The following is a 21283-nucleotide window of genomic DNA, read 5'->3' on the forward strand; positions in this document are numbered from 1 at the left end:
CTGAGCGGGCTTCCGACGTCCGTCCCCACCCGATGCTCGAACTCACGGGCATCACCCGACGCTTTCCGGCCGGTGAGCGTGACGTGACCGTGTTGCGCGACGTCAATCTCACCATCGAAGAAGGCGAGATCGTCGCGATCATGGGGGCGTCCGGCTCGGGCAAGTCGACGCTGATGAACATTCTCGGCTGTCTCGACCATCCGAGCGACGGCAGCTACCGCGTTGCGGGGCGCGAGACGCGCGATCTCGATGCGGACGCGCTCGCGCAACTGCGTCGCGAGCACTTCGGCTTCATCTTCCAGCGCTACCATCTGCTGCCGCACCTCGACGCGGCGTCGAACGTGGAGATGCCGTCGGTGTACACCGGCACGCCGCATGCGGCGCGTCGTGCGCGCTCCGTGATGCTGCTGGAGCGGCTCGGACTGGCCGATCGCACGGAACATCGGCCGAGCCAGTTGTCGGGCGGTCAGCAGCAGCGTGTGAGTATTGCGCGCGCGCTGATGAATGGCGGCGATGTGATTCTGGCCGACGAGCCGACCGGCGCACTCGATACGCGCAGCGGACGCGAAGTCATCCGCATTCTCAAGGAACTCAACGCGCTGGGGCACACGGTCATTATCGTGACCCACGACGAGAAGGTCGCCGCGCATGCGCGCCGCATCATCGAGATTCGCGACGGCGAGATCGTGGCCGACCGTGAGAACACGCCGGTGGAGATCGAGCCGGATGTCCCGTCGCCGGAGGAGGCCGCCGAGGAGGCCGTGGTTGCCTCGACAGCTCCGGCCGCCGATCCCGCTTCGGTGAGTGCCAGCCACGGCGGGGCGATTCCGCCGCGTCGCTGGACCGGGGGCATCGACCGCTTTGCGGAGGCCTTCCGCATGGCGTGGATCGCGCTGATCTCGCACCGGCTGCGCACGTTTCTGACGATGCTCGGGATCATCATCGGTATTACGTCGGTCGTCTCCATCGTCGCCATTGGCGAAGGGGCGAAGCGCTACATGCTGGCCGAGATCGGCAGCATCGGCACGAACACGATCAACATCTATCCGGGCAAAGACTGGGGCGACAACCGCGCGACGGCGATTCAGACGCTCGTGCCCGAGGACGTGCACGCGCTCTCGGAGCAGATTTACGTGGACAGCGCGACGCCCGAAACGGCGCGCAGTCTGCTGCTGCGCTACCGCAATGTCGACGCGAGCGCGATGGTGACGGGCGTGGGCGAGCACTTCTTCCAGGTGCGCGGCATGAAGATCGGGCAGGGCATTGCGTTCGGTGCGGACGAGGTGCGGCGCCAGGCGCAGGTTGCCGTGATCGACCAGAATACGCGTCGCAAGCTGTTCGGTGCGAACCCGAATCCGCTGGGCGAGGTGATCTTCGTGGGCAATCTGCCGTGCGTGGTGATCGGTGTGACGGTGGAGAAGAAGAGCGCATTCGGCGACACCAAGAGCCTGAACATCTGGGTGCCGTACACCACGGCGGCGGGGCGTCTGTTCGGTCAGCGCAACGTCGACAGCATTACGGTGCGCGTGCGTGACGGTCAGCCGAGCAAGGCCGCTGAGAAGAGTCTGGAGACGCTCATGACGCAGCGTCACGGCCGCAAGGACTTCTTCACGTACAACATGGACAGCGTGGTGAAGACCGTCGAGAAGACGAGTCAGTCGCTCACGCTGCTGCTGTCGCTTATCGCCGTGATTTCGCTGGTCGTGGGCGGTATCGGCGTGATGAACATCATGATCGTGTCGGTGACGGAGCGCACGAGGGAGATCGGTATCCGCATGGCGGTCGGGGCGCGTCAGAGCGACATCATGCAGCAGTTCCTGGTGGAGGCCGTCATGGTGTGTCTGATGGGCGGCGCGATCGGGATTGCGCTTTCGTTCGGGGCGAGCTTCCTGTTCTCGCTGTTCGTCGAGAAGTGGAAGATGGTGTTCTCGATGGGCTCGGTCGTCACGGCATTCCTGTGTTCGACGCTCATCGGCGTGGTGTTCGGGTTCATGCCAGCGCGCAATGCCGCGCGGCTGGATCCGGTCGAAGCGCTTGCACGCGATTGAGGTATTGCCAGATGACCAGAATGAAATCTACTACTTGCCACTCGTTCGCTTCGTTAGTTTCGGCCGATCTGTCCGGCACGTCGACGGTGCTGCGTCGTACGGTCCTCGCGCTGGCGAGCGCAGCAGTGCTGCTCACTGGCTGCGCTGGTGTACATCACGATCCGCTGCCGGCGGTGCCGGTGCCCGCGCAGTGGGCGGGGGCTTCCGCGACGTCGCCTGCCGTCGCTGGCAACACCGCAACGATTGCCCCCGACTTCTGGCGTGCGTTCGGCGACCCGGTGTTGGATCGTCTGATTACCGATGTGCTGGCCGTCAACAACGACCTGGCGGCGGCGGGGATTCGCGTGTATCGCGCGCAATTGCAGGCGGGGTTGGCGGATACGAACCTCACGCCGTCCGTCACCGTTGGTGGGAACGCGACCGTGCAACGCACGCTGGATACCCATGCAACGGGGCGTAAGAGCACCCTGTCGGCGCAGGCATCGTACGAGCTGGACCTGTGGGGCAAGCTGGCCGCGCAACGCGATGCGGCGCGCTGGGAGTATGAGGCGACCGACGCCGACCGCGAGTCCGCGCGTCTGTCGATCATCGGTACGACGGCGCAGTTGTACTGGACGATCGGCTTCCTGAATCAGCAGATCGCCAACACCGAGGGCAATATCGCTTATAGCGAACGGATTCTGGCGCTGGTGCGCTCGCGCTATGCGGCGGGGGCGGTGTCGGGGCTGGATGTGGCGCAGACGGAGGGCAATCTGGCCGATCAGCGCGCGGCGCTCACGCAGTTGTTGCAGCAGCGCACGGAAAACCGCAATGCGCTGGCGATTCTGTTCGACCGTCCGCCGGAGCAGGCGGCGGCCGAACCGTCGACGCTGCCGACGCAGGCGTTGCCTGTCGTACCGGCGGGCTTGCCTGCGGAGCTGCTGGGCCGTCGTCCGGACTTGCGCGCGGCGGAATTGCGTTTGCGTGGGACGCTCGCTAACGTCGACATCACCCGCACGAGCTTTTACCCGACGTTCACGCTGACGGGGCAGGTAGGGACGACGAGTACGTCGCTGGAGCGCGTGTTGCAGAACCCGATCGGTTCACTGGGGGTGGGGCTGGCGTTGCCGTTCATCCAGTGGAATACGATGCAGTTGCAGATCAAGGTGTCGCAGACGCAGTACGAGGAAGCGGTGGTGAATTTCCGCAAGAGCCTCTTTACGGCGCTGAGCGAAGTCGAGAACGCACTGTCGGCGCGTGAGCAACTGACGCGGGAGGGCGAGCAACGTGCGCTGTCGCTGGTGCAGGCGCAGCGTGCCGAGACCTTGCTGCGTTCGCGCTATCAGGCGGGCGCTATCGGAGTGCAGCAGTGGCTGGAGCAGTTGCAGTTGCTGCGCAACGCGCAAACGGCCGATGCGCAAGTGCGCCTGAACCGTTTGAACAATCGCATGGTGCTGTACAAGGCGCTGGGCGGGGCAGGGAATGCGTCGGATGTGAATCCGCCTGCTTGAGTGAGTAATATCGAGCGTGGTTTGAACCTGCGAACTGCACCGTGACGCGTGAGGTCATCCGAGGCCGTACATCATGAATCGACGGACATCCGCTTTAACACCCGACTGGGTCAAGCATGCACAGCCGATTGAGGGCGTGGAGCGCTTCGAGGCGTGGTTTCGCGGTAACGCTTACTCGATGCATCGCCACGACACCTACGCGATTGGCCGCACGCTCGCGGGTGTTCAGAGTTTCAGCTATCGGCGGGGGCAGCGAAATAGTCTGCCCGGCAACACAATGGTGCTGCATCCCGACGAACCGCACGATGGGCAGGCGGGCACCGACGAAGGCTTCCGGTATCGCATGATTTACGTGCATCCGTCGCTATTTCAGGATGTACTTGGCGGGCAGGCGTTGCCGTTCGTCGAAGGCGGCGTGACGACGGATCCGCGTCTGGCGGCGGCGACCGAGACGTTGCTGCAACACGTCAGCCACACGCTGGAGCCGCTGGAACAGAGCGACGCGCTGACGGAACTGGCCCACGCGCTCGCGGCAGTCTCCGGTGCGCCTGCGCGGAAGACGAAGGGCGACTATCTGGCGGCACAGCGCGCGCGGGACTTTCTGCATACCCACAGCGCGCGGGTCGTCACACTGGACGAACTCGAAGCGGCGACAGGGCGGGATAGGTGGAGTCTGTCGCGCGACTTTCGCACGTTCTACGGCACGAGTCCGTACCGGTATCTGACGATGCGGCGTCTGGATGATGTACGTCACCAGTTGCTTGCGGGTACATCTCTCGTGGATGCGGCTGCTACGGCAGGCTTTGCCGATCAGAGCCATATGACGCGCCATTTCTCGAAGACCTTCGGACTGACGCCGGGCCGCTGGCTTCAGGTCGTGAGCGGCATTCTGCCGGGCTAGAACGGCCAGGGGGAAGAAGAAAAGCGACGAGCACTGGTTGCAGCGTTTCACCCCACGCTTGGCTAACAGCATCTGGGCCAAGTTGAATGCAGAACGAGCATAAGCCTTGATCGCCGAAGGCAGAATGCGCCCGTCAGGAATGCGAGAAATCGAAAAAGCCAAAGCGGATGGACGGTGGCAAGCGGCTTCGACGTGCGAATCTCCCCGGCTTTTGCGCCGAGGCCGGTGGTGGGGAAATCTCCTGCAACTCAGCTTCTGTTCGGGCTTATGCGACGGAATCGGCGAGGGGCAAACATACCGCATCCCTTTCCAGCGTTTCGATCAGTGCGTCGCGCATCACCGCGACGGGTCGCACGAGACGGCCAGGCAGCACGCCATGCACGAGCCACACGTTCAGCCCGCTATTGAACTCAGGCACATCGACGATCTGCAGCGCATTGCGATGCGGGCTGCGCGCCAGCACTTCAGGCGCAGCGAGCCCGACGCCCAAAGCGCGCGCGACCAGCGACAACTGTAGTTCCGAACCGAACGCTTCGACAGCGACGTTGAACGGCAAGCCCGCCGCAGACATGGCGCGACTCAGTGCTGAACGCATTCCGCAACCGTCCTGGTTCAGCACCCACGGATAAGCCGCCAGATCGGCGAGCGAGACGGGTTTGTCGGGCAGACTGAACGAGCGCGGCGCGACGACGACCGTGGGCTTATAGGCGAGAAGCGTCGACGTCAGGCCTGCCGGCAATGGCACGCCTTCAGGCAAAAGCACGACGACCGCGTCCGCCTTCGCCTTTTCGATGCCCTCCAGCAGTCCCGGCGACCAGCCCGCTGTCACGCGCAGCGTCAGATTCGGAAACGCGGCACGCAGACGGTCGATGGGTTGCTCCAACGCCATCTCAGACAAAAACGGCGGTACCCCGATCCTAAACTCGCCTGCCGGCTCGCTATCAGGCGACGCGACGGCCAGCAGGTCGTCGACCGCGCGTAGCACCGCGCGCGCAAGGCCATAGACGTCGCTTCCGGCCGCCGTCGGTTTGAGCGGCTTGCTCTGCCGGTCGAGCAGCTCGATGCCGAGCATCGTTTCCAGATTCTGGACACGGCGCGTGAGTCCCGGCTGAGTCAAAAACAGTCTCTCTGCGGCCCGCACCATTGAGCCGCTTTCGACCACAGCCACGAAAGCCTGCAAGTCTCGCGTGTTCATCAAACAATCTCGCATAAACATTATCAAGATAATTCAATTGTCGCATAACGTTCTCGTCCTTAGGATAAGCCACACTCGTACACCGGAAGCCCAAACCCATGAGTCAACCTTCTGACACTTGCGCGCGCGAACTGCCCTCCGCTTCGCTGCCCTCACTGCAAGCGGATGCGTCCCCAGGCGGTGGCCTGACCACGCCATTGACGATATTTTTTGCCGCCGCCGTCGGCGTCATCGTCGTGAACCTGACCGCCGCACAACCTCTGACAGGGCCTGTCAGCCGAGCATTGACTTTGCCGCCCGAGCTTGCCGGCATGATCGCAATGCTCCCGCAACTCGGCTACGCCGCGGGTCTGCTATTGCTCGTACCGCTATGCGACCTCCTTGAAAATCGCCGCCTGATCGTCTGGACGCTCGCCTGCTGCGCGATGTTCCTCGGATTCGCGTCGCTCGCACGATCGGGCTGGCTGTTTCTGGCATCGGTGTTCATGGCCGGGGCGACATCGAGCGTGATCCAGATGCTCGTGCCGATGGCGGCGTCGATGGCGCCTGAAAGCCGGCGCGGACGCGCAGTCGGCAACGTGATGAGCGGCTTGATGCTGGGCATTTTGTTGTCGCGACCGCTCGCGAGCCTGATCGGCGGAGCGTTTGGCTGGCGTGCGTTCTATGGCTTCGCGGCGTTGGCCGACTCGCTGCTTGCTGTCGTGCTGCTGACGCGGTTGCCGAGTCACAAGCCGAAGACGGCTGCTCGCTACTTGGACTTGCTGCGTTCGCTGTGGACCTTGCTGCGCACCGAACGCGTCTTACAGCGTCGCGCGACGCTTGCCGCGCTCGCACTCGGTGCGTTCAGCGCGTTCTGGACAGCCATTGCACTGCTTCTTGCCCAGCCGCCGTTTTCGCTGGGTACACAAGGCATTGCTGCCTTCGCGCTGGCGGGTGCAACGGGCGCGATGGTGACGCCGCTCGCGGGCTACCTCGGCGATCGCGGGGCGGGGCGCGCGACACAAATCACTGCGCATCTGGTGATGATCGCGGCGGTACTCGTGCTCGCGATTGCCGGGGCGGGCTGGGGCGGGTTCTCCGCGGCCACGCACCCCGTCCTTGCACTCGCATTGCTGGTAGTCGGGGCGGCGGCGCTCGACGCCGGTGTGATCGCGGATCAAACGCTCGGTCGACGCGCGATCAACCTGATCAATCCGGCGGCTCGTGGCCGATTGAACGCGCTCTTTGTCGGCATCTTTTTCGTCGGCGGCGCAATTGGTGCTGCGCTGTCAGGCGCGGCGTGGGCATGGGCGGGGTGGAATGGCGTGTGCGTCGTCACACTGGGGTTCGCGGTTGCCGTGTTTTTGTTCGGCTGCTTCGATCGTGCCTCGCAGTCAAGCAAGCGATCTCGGAATGCCTGAGCTCCGGCGCGATGTTCTACATCTGAGTCGCGTTGATGGAATTGGAATTCAATACTACATCCGCGAAATTTCACGACATCAATACGGAACGGCGTCGCCGAGCATTCGATTGGAACGAGACATGGCAGTAGCCGGCTTTTATCAAAGGAAGGCGTTCTCGAAGACCTTCGGGCTGATGCCCGGCCGCTGGCTTCAGGTCGCGAGCGGCATTCTGCCCGGCTAGAACCGCCACGCACAATCGTTCAATACGGCCGTGAAGGGGCATGCGTATCCTCGACGCATTACCCCCAAGAACGGAGAGAACGATGTCGCAATTCCCTACTCATCCCAACGCCCCGTCGGATCGCGGCCAGTGCAAGGCCATCGATCCGATCCGCAAGATCGCGCTGATCGACGGTCACTGGCAACCCCGCGTCGTCGCCGAGATGAACGACTACCAGTTCAAGGTCGTCAAGGTCATCGGCGAGTTCCAATGGCATCAGCACGCCGATACCGACGAAACGTTCATCGTCCTGGAAGGCGAGCTGCGGATCGATTTCCGCGATGCGACGACCGGCGACGGTGCCATCGTGCTGCGCGCTGGTGAAATGGCCGTGGTGCCGAAGGGCGTCGAACACAAGCCGTTCGCAGAGAGCGAAGCCAAGTTGCTGCTGATCGAGCCGCGAGGCGTAGTGAATACGGGCGACGGCGAGGCAGGGGATCGGACGGTGGCGAACGATCAGTGGATTTAAGTTGAATATTCGCAGGGGCGTTTCGCACGCGCTACGATATGTCGACATCGTAGCGGCGCAAAAGCGCCGCTACCCGGATATCACAATCTAAATCGCGCTATGACAGAGCCTTGTCTGACACTTCCTGACCAGAATGAATGGGAAAACTGGTTGACGCAAAACGGTGGAACATCCGCCGGGGTATGGCTGCGTCTGGCAAAGAAAGGGGCGGCACAGCCGACGCTGAGCTACGCACAGGCGGTGGAAAGCGCGCTTTGTCACGGCTGGATCGACGGGCACAAGAAGAAGGAAAGCGACGAACACTGGTTGCAGCGCTTCACGCCCCGTACAGCCAAGAGCATCTGGGCCAAGCTGAATACAGAACGAGCGGAAGCTTTGATCGCCTCAGGCAGAATGCGCCCGTCGGGGATGCGAGAAATCGAAAAGGCCAAAGCGGATGGGCGATGGCAAGCAGCTTATGACTCGCCTAAGAACTCGGTAGTCCCCGACGACCTGCAAACCGCGTTAGATGCGAACCCCAAAGCCCGCGAGTTCTTTGCGACACTGAGCAGCCGGAACCGCTACGCCATCTTGTTTCGGATTCAGAACGTTAAAAAGGCTGAGACGCGGGCGCGGAAGATTGAGGAGTTTGTGGGGATGTTGGGGCGTGGGGAGACCATTCATTAGAAAAAGAATAATCCGAGAGTGTGGATGAAGTTGGGGATTGCGCTAAGGGGAACGGCTGATTTCGACACGAAGCGGACATTGAAGCGTGCGGACGCGTGATGCTGGTCGAGCGCTGCGAACTTCAGAGCGTTGTTCCGAGTGCCTCGCGTATTGCTTTTACGGCCACCGCCTCGACACCGCCCTCATCCGCGCCCGTTGAAAAAACAGCGCTGCACGCTGCCGCCCCGTCAACCGTACATCGATAGACAGCCACAACGCTGCCTGGGCCACATCCGGTATGCCCCGCCAGCGTTGAACCGTCTTCGACTGTGCCCCGCATAAGACCCAGCGCATATCCTGGCGTCACCCACGGTCGGCCGATCATCGGGCCACCCAATACCTTCGTCGCCAGCATTTCATCAAGCAGGTTGGATGGCAGAAGTTTTCCGGCCAACAAGCGATCCAACAGAAGAGCAGCCTGCAAAACTGGGCCGATAAGGAGGCCGTGATAAACCCAGCCGGGGTCGTAATTCAACGCATTGCCGAGATACTCGCCACAGAGTTCTGAACGTTCCGTTGCGAAGCGAACCGTCGAGATGCCAAGCGGCGTCAAGACTTGCTGCTTGATGGCGGCTTCAAGTGGCATATCTGCTGCCCGCTCAATTAGCCTGGCGACAAACATGAAACCAACATTCGAGTAACGCCAAGCGGCGCCAGGGGTGTAGCGAAGCCGGGAACCATCCAGACGCCGCATCATTTCGTCCGCGTGCCATGCCTGTTCCTGATTGGCGACAGCAGCGTGATATTCGGGAAGCTCGCCATAGTCAGCGAGGCCAGCCTCATGGCGCAAGAGCTGACGCAACGTGAACGCCTTTTCAGCGAGCGGAGCATCCAGAACGAGTCGACCGTCGCGTACCAACTTCAGCGCGGTCGCGGCTAACACCGCTTTAGTGAAGCTCCACCAAGGCACAATGGGTTCGGATTGCTGGGACGGCCCTACTGATTGACCGTTGAGGAGCGTTGAAATCAACATTGAAGACTCGACTGGTAACAACGGGCAGGAGCATATCCCACAACAGGTGCGACTGCCCCCGATCAGCTTTTTACCAAGTGGCCGTTGGGTTCGCGAACGTCCACTGATGGCCAGCAAGCGACCGCTCGCCAGCCACCGCGTCATTAGACCTCTGTCTGCTCCGCCATCTCAAGGGCATCGTCAACCTCGATGCCAAGATAGCGGACCGTGCTTTCGAGCTTCGTATGTCCGAGCAGCAACTGCACCGCTCGAAGATTTTTCGTTCGCCGGTAGATCAGCGAGGCTTTTGTGCGCCGCATAGTGTGGGTGCCGTATGCGGTATCGTCGAGACCAATCGACGCGACCCAGCGATGTACCATCCGGGCGTATTGCCGGGTCGATAGATGCGGCGACGTATGCAGCCGACTCGGAAACAGAAAATCCGCCGCCTTCAGTCTTCGCGCGTCGATCCATGCTTCGAGGCTCTCACGGGTCTGTTCCGTGATCTCGAATTGGACCGGTCGCTGTGTCTTCTGCTGCATGACGGTGGCCCTCGCTGCCACGTGGCTTCCGTGTCGGACGTCCCGCACCTGCAATCGTGTGAGATCGCACGTTCGAAGCTTGCTATCGATTGCGAGATTGAACATCGCAAGCTCACGGACATTCGACGTCATCTGAAGCCTCGTTCGGATCGCCCAAATCTCTCTGAGCTTTAGCGGCGGCTTCTGCCCGGTGAGTTTGCCCTTACTCCATGGCTCACGATGGCTAACCACGACATTCTCGGATTTCATGACAATCTCCTTTCTGGCAAAGGGAGATCGAGCGTGCGCCTACGGAAGGTCGCTATCCGACCCGAAGCGAACGTTAAGTGGTTCTGGCTAGATATCCACCGAAGATACTGTTTGCAACATTCCAACGATGTCGGAGTTCGAAAACGTATTGGGCCGAAGTGCTGGCTTTGTCCAAAACGACACGCAATCTCGCGAAGATAATACGGCGCTTGTGAAAGCCGTGGCTACGTGAAGCCTGAAAGCGCCCTTGGTAAGGCATCCTCCGGTTGCTCAGTCAGCCTGACCAGGCTGCGGAAGAACTTGCTCGATACGCTGATGCAGCGCACATCGAAGAACTTGCCTGCGAGCGCACTTATGACGCATTGACGATACGCGATTAACGTGAGCTAGAGGTTCGACGGCATCATTTTCCGCCCACCTCGACGACTTTCGCCACTAGTTCAGATGGATTTTTGCGAGACCAGTTCGTACAGCTACGAACGGTGTCCGACGAGGTCTACCATCCTGGACGGATGGTATAGGCCTGGCGGAAATATGAGCGACCGAATTGGGTCGGCTCAAAGTGCTTGCCCACCCGATGTATCAACTCGCGTGCGAGCAACGCATTGATAACCGCGTCTGAAGGTTGCTTCGGGTTTTTTTCCGCAATGCGTTGAAGCGCCGCAGTTATGGCTTGTGCTGAAAGGGCGAGCATGTTCGCTCCTGTAAAAGTTTTATGACCCTGTGCGCCGCGCTTCGATAAAGCCGCTCAGTTGGGCAATTTGCGTTCAGCGGCCCGCCAACGTAGCCACTTAACGACGGGGCCGTGCTGCGCATGCGCAGACGCTTCCGTCCGATTGCTCAGACAAATCGCGCGTGCAATCGATCCGAAAGAAAGCAGGCGTGCCGCGTCAACTGGCACGTAGCCGGAATACAAGAACCAGTTAGGAGAAGCGCCCATGGGGTTATGCCTCCAACGAAGCCTTGTTAATAAAGCCGTCTATCAGTGTGCGGCCGAACTCATCCCCAGCGCGCCGTGCATTGCCGATTGAATCGAACAGGACTGTCTCAAGTCGAAACACTCGCGATTCTGGCGACGGAACTGAACCGACGGCCGCACTCGGGGTGATGCGAACGGATACAGCCAGCAATCTTTCGTGTTTACGGCTCGCTTGGGTTGTATCCGGGTCTAAGAACACCAGAGTTTCCAAGCTGAATCCTCTGTATGAGGGCGACGTGTGTGACATATTTCCTCCGACATGGCGAGCAATGCCGCATCGCAGTATTGGCACGGCGATGCTAACGAGTGATTCAGGGAAGACGCTACGCGGGCTTGATGTTGGATGCCTGCAAACCTTTCGGGCCGCGCGTGAGGTCGAAGGAAACGTGTTGGTTCTCTTGCAGGGTGCGAAACTCCGTGCGCCCTTGAGGTTGAATTTCTGAGAAGTGGGCGAACAAGTCGTCCCCGCCATCATCCGGCGTGATAAAACCAAAGCCCTTGCTGCCGTTGAACCACTTTACAATTCCGGTGCTCATGTGAACCCCAGGTTTTCCCTGCGAATAGTCATCGCGGAACGCGAAACTGGGCGCAAGTGGCGGACAACCAAGAAATTCAGAGATCGGAAGTGTCTCGCAATGAACGATGAGATCGACGCTTGATCGATTAACGTCAGACTTGATGTTCGATATATTGCTTATACGCCCATTGCATCGAGGACTCAATGCATATTGTGTAAGCGTTTCCCAGCCTGTTCTGCCTTGGCATTGCGCTAGATTCCCAAGTTTCACCGTATCTTGACCAGCACACATCTCTTTACTTAGCGCGGCATCCGTTTTCGGGTAGGTGTGTCAATTGCGTGGAGACGACATGGGTGCAGAATTCACTCAATGGGGCGCGGGATTGACGCGATTTTATGTCGACGGGTCACCGCAATTCTGATGACGAAGCGCAGACGGACGACGATCGCGCATCTTGCGATGTGGCCGGATGCTACGACGATTAACCGCGATTGTCGATCCAGTCGCGCGCCCATGCACTGGCGTGCCCCAGGGCTTGCAGTTCGGTGTCGAAATAGTCCAGCGCATGGAATGTGTAGGCGGCGGGCGCCGCGTGGGCGGCATCGCCCCGCTCGAGCAGGAGGTTGGCCGCAAACCAGCCGTCCGGAAGCTGGTACGCGGAGGGGGAAACCAGATACCCGTTGTAATGGTGGTTATGGTTATTATTTTTCATAGATGGAATGCGAGTGACGCTTGCATGGCATTCGGGCCAGACAAGTCGAAAAACTTCGAAAATGGGAGCGAGACAGATCGTGTCGGAAAGACAAATGATGCACACCTCGAAATGGTGCGATCAAGTCGGGAGCGCAATGGCTCCGCGCGGATGCTATACAAGCAAAGGGCCGGTGAGCCGGCCCTTGAACTACGTTACTGCGGGGTGATATTCGATGCCTGCAGGCCCTTAGGGCCGCGCTTGGTCTCGTAGCTAACCTTTTGATTCTCTGCGAGCGACTTGAAGCCTTCGCCCCGCACTTCGGAGAAGTGGGCGAACAGGTCGTCGCCGCCAGCATCCGGTGTAATGAAGCCGAAGCCCTTGCTATCGTTGAACCACTTAACGGTACCAGTTTCCATGATGAATCCTTGAAATAATCAAATTAGCTCCGTTGCGGAGCGAGAAAAACTTCAAGGAGGGAGAGAGGATAGCGAGTACCGCGCGGAAAACGCAGAAAAATGATGATCAGCAATCGAGCTTCTTGAATGTTTCTCTGTACACACTACCTTGACAGTCCGGCACCGTCAAGGTATTTCGAGCGGCAGCCCCGCCGTACGCCAAATGACTCCTTCCGACCCGAAGCGGACACCTGACCGAGTCAAGCACAAACTAATCTTTGGGTGTAATTGGCAATAGTCTGATGTCGGCATTTGGGTAGCCGTCGGATGTCTGTTCACTTTGAAGGACTCGTCGGGCGCACTCAATCCACTCAGGGAATATCGCGGCATCCATCGGAACGCCTTTACCATTTGGTTCGGCCCACAGAGAAAGGCTGCTGAGGAGCGCGCCGAGTTCATCCGAGCGGCCAAGCCGCTCCCATTCCCGTTCGAGAAAGTCGAACATGATGAGGTATGCCTGGCGTAACGTGACAGGCGTTTCCATTGACGGACTGTCCATTTTCTTTATTACTCTCAATCAAAACATACAGCCTAGCCTGAACGACTGCTGATGGCCGATTGCGGTCATCTGTCGGCCACCATTTCCGACACTAAGCGGCCCTTCGGGCACCACTGGCGCGTTGTTCGCTCAGCTCTCGTCGCCTGGTGGTCTGCAATTGCTGCGCAAGCCTCGATGGAACGTCAGTCGCTCCGTGCAACAATCTGAGCTCTTAAAGGGCTATCGACTTAACACATGACCGAACATCGAAGCAGCACGTTGGAAATCAGAAGACTGGCGCCACCGGAATGGATGCTGGCATACCCGGTCATCGCTCAACTGCGGACCCTTGACGGTCCCGACTTCCTGGAGCGGGTCCGTCGGCAATCGCATTCGGGTTACGAACTCGTAGCGGCGTTCGACAGGGGATCGATTCTCGGAGTGATGGGGATGAGACCCGTCCACACTCTGGCGCGCGGGGCGCACCTTCATATTGATGACCTTGTGGTCGATGCGGCGGGTCGGGGAACAGGTGTTGGTAGATCCTTGATGGCGTATGCCGAAGCCGACGCACGCGCTCGCGGCATGTCCGCGATATTTCTCGACGCGCGGCCGGACGCGATCCCGTTCTATGAGCGAGAGAGCTATGTACTGCACCCCGCGCCGTCCATGAAGAAGGCCCTGTCGACCTAAGGCCGGTCGAGGCAAGCCGACGACGGTCGACGTGTAACGCCGACCGTCAGAAAGCCACTCAGGCCGCAGCCTGCTCGCGCAGTCGACGTGCTTCGTCGCGCAGGAACTGCTGGTAGTCGTCCAGATCGCCGTCGAAGGGCTCGACGCCGCCGTTGGTGACCAGCCAGAACTCGTCACAGACAGCACGCAGCAGCGCGCGGTCGTGGCTGACGAGCATCACTGTTCCTTCAAACTCGTTGAGCGCCACCGCCAGTGCCTCACGCGTGGCCAAATCGAGGTGGTTGGTCGGTTCGTCAAGCAGCAGCAGGTTAGGACGCTGCCACACGATCATGCACAACACGAGCCGCGCCTTTTCGCCGCCGCTCATGGTGCCCACCGCCTGATGGACCATGTCGCCACTAAAGTTGAACGTCCCCAGGAACGTGCGCAGCGATTGCTCCGTGCCGCTCTGGCCGGGCGCGCGCATCTGGGGCGGCGTGTCCCGCGCGAGCCGGATCATATGCTCCATCGGCGTGTCGAGCGGACGCAGCACATCAAGCTCCTGTTGGGCGAAGTAGCCGATGTTCAGCCCCTTGCCTTCGCTGATTTCTCCGGCAATCGGCGCGAGCGCATGCGCGACGGTCTTCACCAGCGTGGACTTGCCCTGACCGTTGGCGCCAAGAATGCCAATACGCTGCCCGGCCAGCACGGAACGGCTGATGCCCTTCACGATGACGGTGGGCGGGGTGTCCAGCGGTGCGTCGGCAGGGGCGGGGTAGCCGAAACTCGCATCCAGCATGGACAGCAGCGGGTTCGGAACGCTGAGTGGTTCCTTGAACTCGAAGTTGAATTCCGCTTCGGCAAGCACCGGCGCCACTTTCTCCATGCGTTCAAGCGCCTTGACCCGGCTCTGCGCTTGCTTCGCCTTCGATGCCTGCGCCTTGAACCGGTCGATGAATTTCTGCAAGTGGGCGATCTTTTCCACTTGCTTGGCCATCGCAGCCTGCTGCAAGACGAGCTGCTCAGCGCGCATGTCTTCGAACTTGCTGTAGTTGCCGCCGTAACGCACGAGCTTGGCATTGTCGACGTGCACGGTGACCTGCGTCACCGCATCGAGAAACTCGCGGTCGTGGCTGATCACGACCAGTGTTCCCTGATAGCGCTTGAGCCACGCTTCCAGCCAGACCAGTGCGTCGATATCCAAGTGGTTCGTCGGTTCGTCAAGCAGCAGCAGGTCGGACGGGCACATCAGCGCGCGCGCCAGTTGCAGTCGCATGCGCCAGCCACCCGAGAAGCTGTTGACCGGCTGATTCAACTGCTCAGCGCTGAAGCCGAGACCCTGAATCAGGGCCTGCGCGCGGGCGGGGGCATCGTGCGCCCCGGCGTCGTGCAGGTTCATGTAAGCGTGCGCCATGCGCATGCCGTCATCGCTGGCTTCGGCTGCGGCGACTTCCGCATGCGCGGCCATCAGCACGGTGTCGCCCTCGACCACGAAGTCGGTCGCTCCCTGCTCGGTCTCCGGCATATCCTGCGCGACCTGGCCCATCTTCCATGCAGCAGGAATCGAGAATTCGCCGCTATCTTCGTGCAGCGTGCCGTTAAGAAGGGCAAAAAAGGACGACTTGCCAGCGCCATTGCGGCCGACAAGGCCAATCTTTTCGCCTGGGGTGAAGGTGACGGATGCGCTGTCGAGCACGACGTTGACGCCGCGACGCAGCGTGAGATTACGGACGGAAATCATAAGGAGCTACCGCTAAGAAGACTGGCATGATAGCCGACCGGACGCGGGGGGCTGTCATTTTCCTATCCGCTCGCGATTTTCGGCAGGCACGGTACGTTCGCGACCGTCACGCATTCCAATGATCCGGGCGATGCCGATAAGTGTTATCGGATGGCCCCAGGTTCTGCCGACACGCCATCAAAAATACAATACATCGGAACGGCGAGCCGCGTCCGAGACTCCAGCGTGCTCAGGCCATAAACGAATGCGCCACCGACGGAGGATTTCCACCATGCCTGCTATGTGCGATATCTGTAACGCGCGTCCCGCCATCGCGCGCGTGACCGTGGTCGAGAATGGCGAGCCCAAGTCGATCTCGATCTGCGATTTCCACTACCGCCAGTTGATGCGCCATCAAAGCGCGCTCAATCCGTTCGATTCCCTGCTCGGCATGGGCAGCGGCATGTCGCGGCTGTTCGGCATGGATACGGACCCCGGAGATAGCGCATCGGTCAACGATTCCGGTGTCTCCGTACCGCCCATCGTGCCGAGGGAGTCGGTCGATCTGACCGACGCGTTCAGCGACCAGACCGTTGACCTGCTGCAGCGGGCAGCCGAAAAGGCGCACGAACTGCGCCGTCACGAACTCGACACGGAGCATCTTCTCTACGTTCTGGCGGACACCGACGTTTGCGCGGCGTTGTTGAAGGCACTCAAACTCTCGCCGCAGGATATCAAGACATACATCGACGAGCATGCCAAAAGGGGCGACGCGCAGGACGATGACGGTATCGACAAGATGACGGTCTCGCCTCGATTGAAGAAGGCCTTTCAGTTTGCGTTTCAGGCCTCGCACGACCTGGGGCATTCCTATATCGGCCCGGAACACCTGCTGATCGGGCTGACCGCTGTGCCCGACAGTCTCGCGGGCACCCTGCTCAGGAAGTACGGCATCACACCGGAGGCGCTGCGCCAGAAGGTCGTCAAGATTGTGGGCAAAGGCGCGGAGGACGGGCGCGTCGACACCCCCTCGGGGACGCCGAATCTCGACAAGTTCGGCCGGGATCTCACGGCACTCGCCCGTCAGGGCAAGCTTGACCCGGTGCTCGGTCGCGCGCAGGAAATCGAAAATACCGTGGAAGTCCTCGCGCGTCGCAAGAAAAACAACCCGGTGCTCATTGGCGAGCCGGGTGTCGGCAAGACTGCCATCGTGGAAGGGCTGGCGCAGCGAATCGTCAACGGCGACGTCCCGGAAGTGCTTCGGGGCAAGCGTCTGGTCGAAGTCAACATCAACTCGATGGTGGCAGGCGCAAAGTATCGCGGTGAGTTCGAGGAACGTGCCAAGCAGATGATCGATGAAGTCACGGCCAAGAAGGACGAACTGATCCTGTTTATCGACGAGCTGCACACGATTGTTGGGGCGGGACAGGGCGGCGGCGAGGGTGGACTCGACATTGCCAACGTGCTCAAACCCGCACTCGCACGCGGCGAACTGAGTCTCATCGGCGCCACCACGCTTAACGAATACCAGAAGCACATCGAGAAAGACGCGGCGCTGGAGCGCCGCTTTCAACCGGTACTGGTGGCCGAACCGACGGTGGCGCAAACGATCGTCATCCTGCGTGGCCTACGCGACAGTCTCGAAGCGCATCATCAGGTGACCTTCGCCGACAGTGCCTTCGTCGCGGCTGCCGAGCTGGCGGACCGCTATATCACGACGCGCTTCTTGCCCGATAAGGCCATCGACCTGATCGACCAGGCGGCGGCGCGAGTCCGTATCGGTGCGACCTCGCGACCGGCGGAGATCCACGAGACCGAAGCCGAACTGTTGCAACTACGTCGCGAGCAGGACTACGCGTCCTCGCGCAAACGCTTCGACGAAGCCAAGGCGTTCGAGGCACGCATTGCCGATAAACAGAAGACGCTCGACGAAATGCTCGAAGCCTGGCAACGCAAGACCGGCTCGGAAACCCTGGAAGTGACCGTGACATCGGTGGCAGACGTGTTATCGCGCCTCACCGGCATTCCTGTGGCTGAGCTGACTCAGGAGGAGCGACAGAAACTGCTCCGCATGGAGGAGGTGCTGCGCCAGCGCGTCGTTGGACAGGACGAGGCCGTCGTGGCCGTGAGCGACGCCGTGCGGCTCTCGCGCGCAGGGCTGGGGCAAGCGCACCGGCCCATCGCCACCTTCCTCTTTCTCGGCCCGACCGGCGTCGGTAAGACCGAGCTTGCAAAGGCGCTGGCAGAGACGGTCTTCGGCGACGAGCAGTCGATCATCCGCATCGATATGTCCGAGTACATGGAGCGGCATGCCGTGGCGCGTCTCATTGGGGCGCCGCCGGGGTACGTCGGCTACGACGAGGGCGGCCAACTCACCGAACGCGTGCGTCGCCGCCCGTACAGCGTGATTCTGCTCGACGAGATCGAGAAGGCGCACCCGGACGTCTACAACGTGCTCCTGCAAGTCTTCGACGATGGGCGTCTGACCGATGGCAAGGGCCGCGTGGTGGACTTCAGTAACACGATTCTGATCGCCACGAGCAATCTGGGCAGTCGCGTGATTATGGACAACGCCGGGCTACCAGAGACCGAGCGCAAGTCCGAAAAGGACGTTCGCGAGGCGCTCATGCAAGTGCTCAAAGGACATTTCCGTCCGGAGTTTCTCAACCGGATCGATGAGATCGTCGTTTTTCATTCGCTCGACAAGCAGAACATTCGCGCCATCGTGGCTATCCAGCTCGATCGCGTCAAACGTACCGCTGCCGCGCAGGACATCACGCTTAACTTCGACGCCGCGCTTGTCGAGCATCTCGTGGACGTGGGCTATCAACCAGAGTTCGGCGCACGCGAACTAAAACGGCAGATTCGCCAGATGGTCGAGACGAAGCTCGCCAGGGAGATCCTCAACGATGCGCTGTGCGAAGGCGACGTGGCCGATGTGAAGTACGACGCCGCGAACGACGCCGTGACGTTCGTCAGAACCACGGGACGGCCGACCGTAGAGAAGGCTGGGGACTCGAACTAGGGAAACTGTACTCTTTTGCCGGACGCCGAACTGCACGTCTCGGGGCGCCGGTAAAACTCTATAGTCGAATGACAGTTTCAAACCCGGTCGCCCAGCGGCCATAGCCCCCAAGCAGACGCATCCCCACAGATGCACGGAGTGATGAAATGAGCAAACGACGCGAAGTGCCGGGCATTCGCCCCTACGATGGTCCCGCGGGCGGATGGGGCGCATTGCGCGCCACCGCCACTGCCGTTCGGCAGCAGATGGAGAGCTTTGAGGCGCCCATCGTCCTGATGCGTACCAACCAGCCGACGGGCTTTGATTGCCCGGGGTGTGCGTGGCCTGACAAGGAGCACCGCTCCACGTTCCAGTTTTGTGAGAACGGTGCGAAGGCCGTGACATGGGAGGCGACCACCAAACGCGTCACACCGGCGTTCTTCGAGCAGCACACCGTCTCGTCGCTGCTCGCGATGTCCGATTACGCGCTGGAAGACTTCGGTCGACTCACGCATCCCATGGCGTACGACGCAGCAACGGATAAGTTCAAGCCCGTCGAGTGGGACGCGGCGTTCGCGCGCATTGGCGAAATCATGCGTAGCTACGATTCGCCCGACAAGGTGGAGTTCTACACCTCCGGGCGCGCGTCGAACGAAGCGGCGTACCTGTTCCAGTTGTTCGCCCGCGAATACGGCACGAACAATTTTCCCGACTGTTCGAACATGTGCCACGAGCCGACCAGCGTGGGTCTTCCGATGTCGATCGGCATAGGCAAGGGCACCGTCTCGCTCGACGATTTCGATGAGACGGAACTGATCATTTCCATCGGTCATAACCCTGGCACGAACCATCCGCGCATGATGGGCACGCTCCACGAAGTCGCGCGCCGCAAGGTGCCGATCATCGTCTTCAATCCGCTGCGCGAACGTGCCCTGGAGCGATTCGCCGATCCGCAGAACATCATCGAGATGGCGACGTATAGCTCGACGAAGATTGCGTCGACCTATTTCCAGGTGAAGGCCGGCGGCGACGCGGCGGCGCTCAAGGGGATTATGAAGGCGCTGCTCGCGCTCGAAGCGACGCAAGGCAATGTCCTCGACCGGGATTTCATCGCGACGCACACCGAGGGATTCGACGCACTCGCCGCCGACCTCGAAGCGACCTTGTGGGCGGACATCGAGAAGGAAAGCGGACTGACTCGCGACGAGCTTGAGCAGGTGGCCGTCGCCTACGCAAAGTCTAACGCGACCATCGTGACGTACGGCATGGGCATCACGCAGCACAACACGGGAACGGCCAACGTGCGTCTGATCGCCGACCTGCTGCTCATGCGTGGCAACTTCGGCAAGCCGGGCGCAGGTATCTGTCCGTTGCGCGGACATTCAAACGTGCAGGGCAACCGCACCGTAGGTATCACCGAAAAGCCGTCGGCGGACTTTCTCGAACGCATCGAGGACGTGTTCGGCTTCACGCCCCCGAAGGGCCATGGTCACGACGCGGTCAAGGCCATGCAGGCCATGGTCGACGGCTCGTCAAAGGCCCTCATCTGCCTTGGGGGCAACTTCGCCGTAGCGTTGCCCGATCCGGATCTCTGTTTTCCGGCGATGAAGACGCTCGATCTGAGCGTGCATCTGGGCACAAAGCTCAACCGCACCCACCTGCTGGTCGCGAAGGAGACGTTCATTCTGCCCGTGCTCGGTCGCACCGAACTGGACGTGCAGGCCGGTGGCCCGCAGTCGGTGACCGTCGAAGATTCGATGTCGATGGTTCACGCCTCGGCCGGTAAGCTCAAGCCCGCATCCGAGCACTTGCGCTCGGAGCCGGCCATCGTGGCCGGGATGGCGCGCGCCGCGTTGCCCGCAAGCAAGGTCGACTGGTTTTCGCTGATCGAGGACTACGATCGCATTCGCGACCTGATCGAGCGCACCGTGCCGGGCTTCGACGATTACAACGCGCGTATCCGTGTCCCGGGCGGCTTCCGCATGCCGCTGCCACCGACGGAGCGTCAATGGAATACGCCCTCGGGCAAGGCGATCTTCTCCGTGTTCAAGGGCGTGCGCGAGAACTACGAGCCGTGGGCGGACGACGTGCTGCGGCTCATTACGATTCGCAGCCACGATCAGTACAACACGACGATCTACGCGATGGACGACCGCTATCGTGGCGTGTTCGGGCGTCGCGATGTGCTGTTCATGCACCCAAACGATCTGGCTTCGCACGGGCTGGAGCACGGTGATCTCGTCGATATCCAAACGATCTCGTCCGGCCGTGCGCTGCGCCTGTCGGGCATCACGGTGATCGAGTACAACATCGCGCCGGGGTCGGTGGCCGCCTATTACCCGGAGGCCAACGTATTGGTGCCGCTCGACTACATCGACGAAGACAGCGGGACGCCCTCATACAAGTCGATACCGGTACGGGTTTTGCGATCGACGTCCGACGAGACCGCCGCCGCGTCATGACCTGCTGACGCCTTCGTGTCGCGTGCTGCCCTGAGGCTCACGTGACAAGGCGCTCACCCCACCGCCCCGCGCCGCCGAGCCTTCGCAA

Annotated in this window: 18 protein-coding genes and 2 pseudogenes; 11 read left to right on the forward strand and 9 right to left on the reverse strand. The window is 61.0% G+C overall.

The features are described 5' to 3' along the window. Positions 1-32: 32 nt before the first annotated feature. The 4 genes and pseudogenes from NTU39_RS26985 to NTU39_RS08095 all read left to right on the forward strand — a co-directional run. Positions 33-705, forward strand: a pseudogene (locus NTU39_RS26985) (ATP-binding cassette domain-containing protein); the annotation flags it as partial. A gap of 68 nt (positions 706-773) precedes the next feature. Beyond that, positions 774-2048: pseudogene (locus NTU39_RS26990) on the forward strand (ABC transporter permease); the annotation flags it as partial. A gap of 68 nt (positions 2049-2116) precedes the next feature. Then, positions 2117-3538, forward strand: coding sequence for an efflux transporter outer membrane subunit (locus NTU39_RS08090; protein ID WP_484549328.1), 1422 nt, complete (start codon positions 2117-2119; stop codon positions 3536-3538). 73 nt (positions 3539-3611) lie between these two features. Next, positions 3612-4439 (forward strand): AraC family transcriptional regulator, encoded by an 828-nt coding sequence (locus NTU39_RS08095; protein WP_150665778.1) that lies wholly within the window; start codon positions 3612-3614, stop codon positions 4437-4439. A 265-nt stretch (positions 4440-4704) separates the two neighbouring features. Here NTU39_RS08095 and NTU39_RS08105 read toward each other — a convergent pair whose 3' ends face one another. After that, the gene (locus NTU39_RS08105) at positions 4705-5634 is read right to left on the reverse strand and encodes a LysR family transcriptional regulator (protein ID WP_150665777.1); all 930 of its coding nucleotides are present in this window, start codon (positions 5632-5634) and stop codon (positions 4705-4707) included. A 98-nt stretch (positions 5635-5732) separates the two neighbouring features. Between NTU39_RS08105 and NTU39_RS08110 the strand changes: the two genes are divergently transcribed. The 3 genes from NTU39_RS08110 (at position 5733) to NTU39_RS08120 (ending at position 8431) form a co-directional block, all read left to right on the forward strand. Further along, entirely contained in the window at positions 5733-7034 is a 1302-nt protein-coding gene (locus NTU39_RS08110; RefSeq protein ID WP_257959634.1) for an MFS transporter, read from the forward strand. A 305-nt stretch (positions 7035-7339) separates the two neighbouring features. After that, positions 7340-7765, forward strand: a complete 426-nt coding sequence (locus tag NTU39_RS08115; RefSeq protein ID WP_150665775.1) for a cupin domain-containing protein — start codon at positions 7340-7342, stop codon at positions 7763-7765. A gap of 99 nt (positions 7766-7864) precedes the next feature. Beyond that, positions 7865-8431 carry a YdeI/OmpD-associated family protein gene (locus NTU39_RS08120; RefSeq protein WP_150665774.1) on the forward strand — a complete coding sequence of 189 codons (567 nt, stop codon included), beginning with the start codon at positions 7865-7867 and terminating at the stop codon, positions 8429-8431. A gap of 121 nt (positions 8432-8552) precedes the next feature. Here NTU39_RS08120 and NTU39_RS08125 read toward each other — a convergent pair whose 3' ends face one another. Both NTU39_RS08125 and NTU39_RS08130 read right to left on the reverse strand, forming a co-directional pair. Next, the gene (locus NTU39_RS08125; protein WP_257959635.1) at positions 8553-9443 is read right to left on the reverse strand and encodes a serine hydrolase domain-containing protein; all 891 of its coding nucleotides are present in this window, start codon (positions 9441-9443) and stop codon (positions 8553-8555) included. 143 nt (positions 9444-9586) lie between these two features. Continuing rightward, positions 9587-10213, reverse strand: coding sequence for a tyrosine-type recombinase/integrase (locus NTU39_RS08130; RefSeq protein WP_257959636.1), 627 nt, complete (start codon positions 10211-10213; stop codon positions 9587-9589). A 266-nt stretch (positions 10214-10479) separates the two neighbouring features. Between NTU39_RS08130 and NTU39_RS08135 the strand changes: the two genes are divergently transcribed. Next, on the forward strand, positions 10480-10593 hold the full coding sequence (locus tag NTU39_RS08135; protein ID WP_246184692.1) for a DUF2514 family protein: 114 nt from the start codon (positions 10480-10482) through the stop codon (positions 10591-10593). 116 nt (positions 10594-10709) lie between these two features. Here the strand turns inward: NTU39_RS08135 and NTU39_RS08140 are convergent, their stop codons facing one another. The 5 genes from NTU39_RS08140 to NTU39_RS08160 form a co-directional block, all read right to left on the reverse strand. Then, positions 10710-10907, reverse strand: coding sequence for a hypothetical protein (locus NTU39_RS08140; RefSeq protein WP_150665771.1), 198 nt, complete (start codon positions 10905-10907; stop codon positions 10710-10712). A gap of 608 nt (positions 10908-11515) precedes the next feature. Continuing rightward, the gene (locus tag NTU39_RS08145) at positions 11516-11728 is read right to left on the reverse strand and encodes a cold-shock protein (protein WP_150681217.1); all 213 of its coding nucleotides are present in this window, start codon (positions 11726-11728) and stop codon (positions 11516-11518) included. A 463-nt stretch (positions 11729-12191) separates the two neighbouring features. Beyond that, positions 12192-12422, reverse strand: a complete 231-nt coding sequence (locus NTU39_RS08150; RefSeq protein WP_150665769.1) for a hypothetical protein — start codon at positions 12420-12422, stop codon at positions 12192-12194. 194 nt (positions 12423-12616) lie between these two features. Next, positions 12617-12820 carry a cold-shock protein gene (locus NTU39_RS08155; protein ID WP_107338538.1) on the reverse strand — a complete coding sequence of 68 codons (204 nt, stop codon included), beginning with the start codon at positions 12818-12820 and terminating at the stop codon, positions 12617-12619. Between the two features lie 250 nt (positions 12821-13070). Beyond that, entirely contained in the window at positions 13071-13343 is a 273-nt protein-coding gene (locus tag NTU39_RS08160; protein WP_150665768.1) for a hypothetical protein, read from the reverse strand. Between the two features lie 249 nt (positions 13344-13592). On the opposite strand from NTU39_RS08160, the gene NTU39_RS08165 reads away from it, so the two are divergent. Continuing rightward, the gene (locus NTU39_RS08165) at positions 13593-14030 is read left to right on the forward strand and encodes a GNAT family N-acetyltransferase (protein WP_257959637.1); all 438 of its coding nucleotides are present in this window, start codon (positions 13593-13595) and stop codon (positions 14028-14030) included. A gap of 58 nt (positions 14031-14088) precedes the next feature. Here NTU39_RS08165 and NTU39_RS08170 read toward each other — a convergent pair whose 3' ends face one another. Further along, positions 14089-15750 carry an ABC-F family ATP-binding cassette domain-containing protein gene (locus NTU39_RS08170; protein ID WP_257959638.1) on the reverse strand — a complete coding sequence of 554 codons (1662 nt, stop codon included), beginning with the start codon at positions 15748-15750 and terminating at the stop codon, positions 14089-14091. 271 nt (positions 15751-16021) lie between these two features. On the opposite strand from NTU39_RS08170, the gene NTU39_RS08175 reads away from it, so the two are divergent. Next, entirely contained in the window at positions 16022-18754 is a 2733-nt protein-coding gene (locus NTU39_RS08175; RefSeq protein WP_257959639.1) for an ATP-dependent Clp protease ATP-binding subunit, read from the forward strand. Positions 18755-18900: 146 nt separating this feature from the next. Then, on the forward strand, positions 18901-21195 hold the full coding sequence (locus NTU39_RS08180) for an FdhF/YdeP family oxidoreductase (RefSeq protein ID WP_257959640.1): 2295 nt from the start codon (positions 18901-18903) through the stop codon (positions 21193-21195). Positions 21196-21283 lie beyond the last annotated feature (88 nt).

Source organism: Pandoraea commovens (assembly GCF_024704525.1).
GTDB lineage: Bacteria > Pseudomonadota > Gammaproteobacteria > Burkholderiales > Burkholderiaceae > Pandoraea > Pandoraea commovens.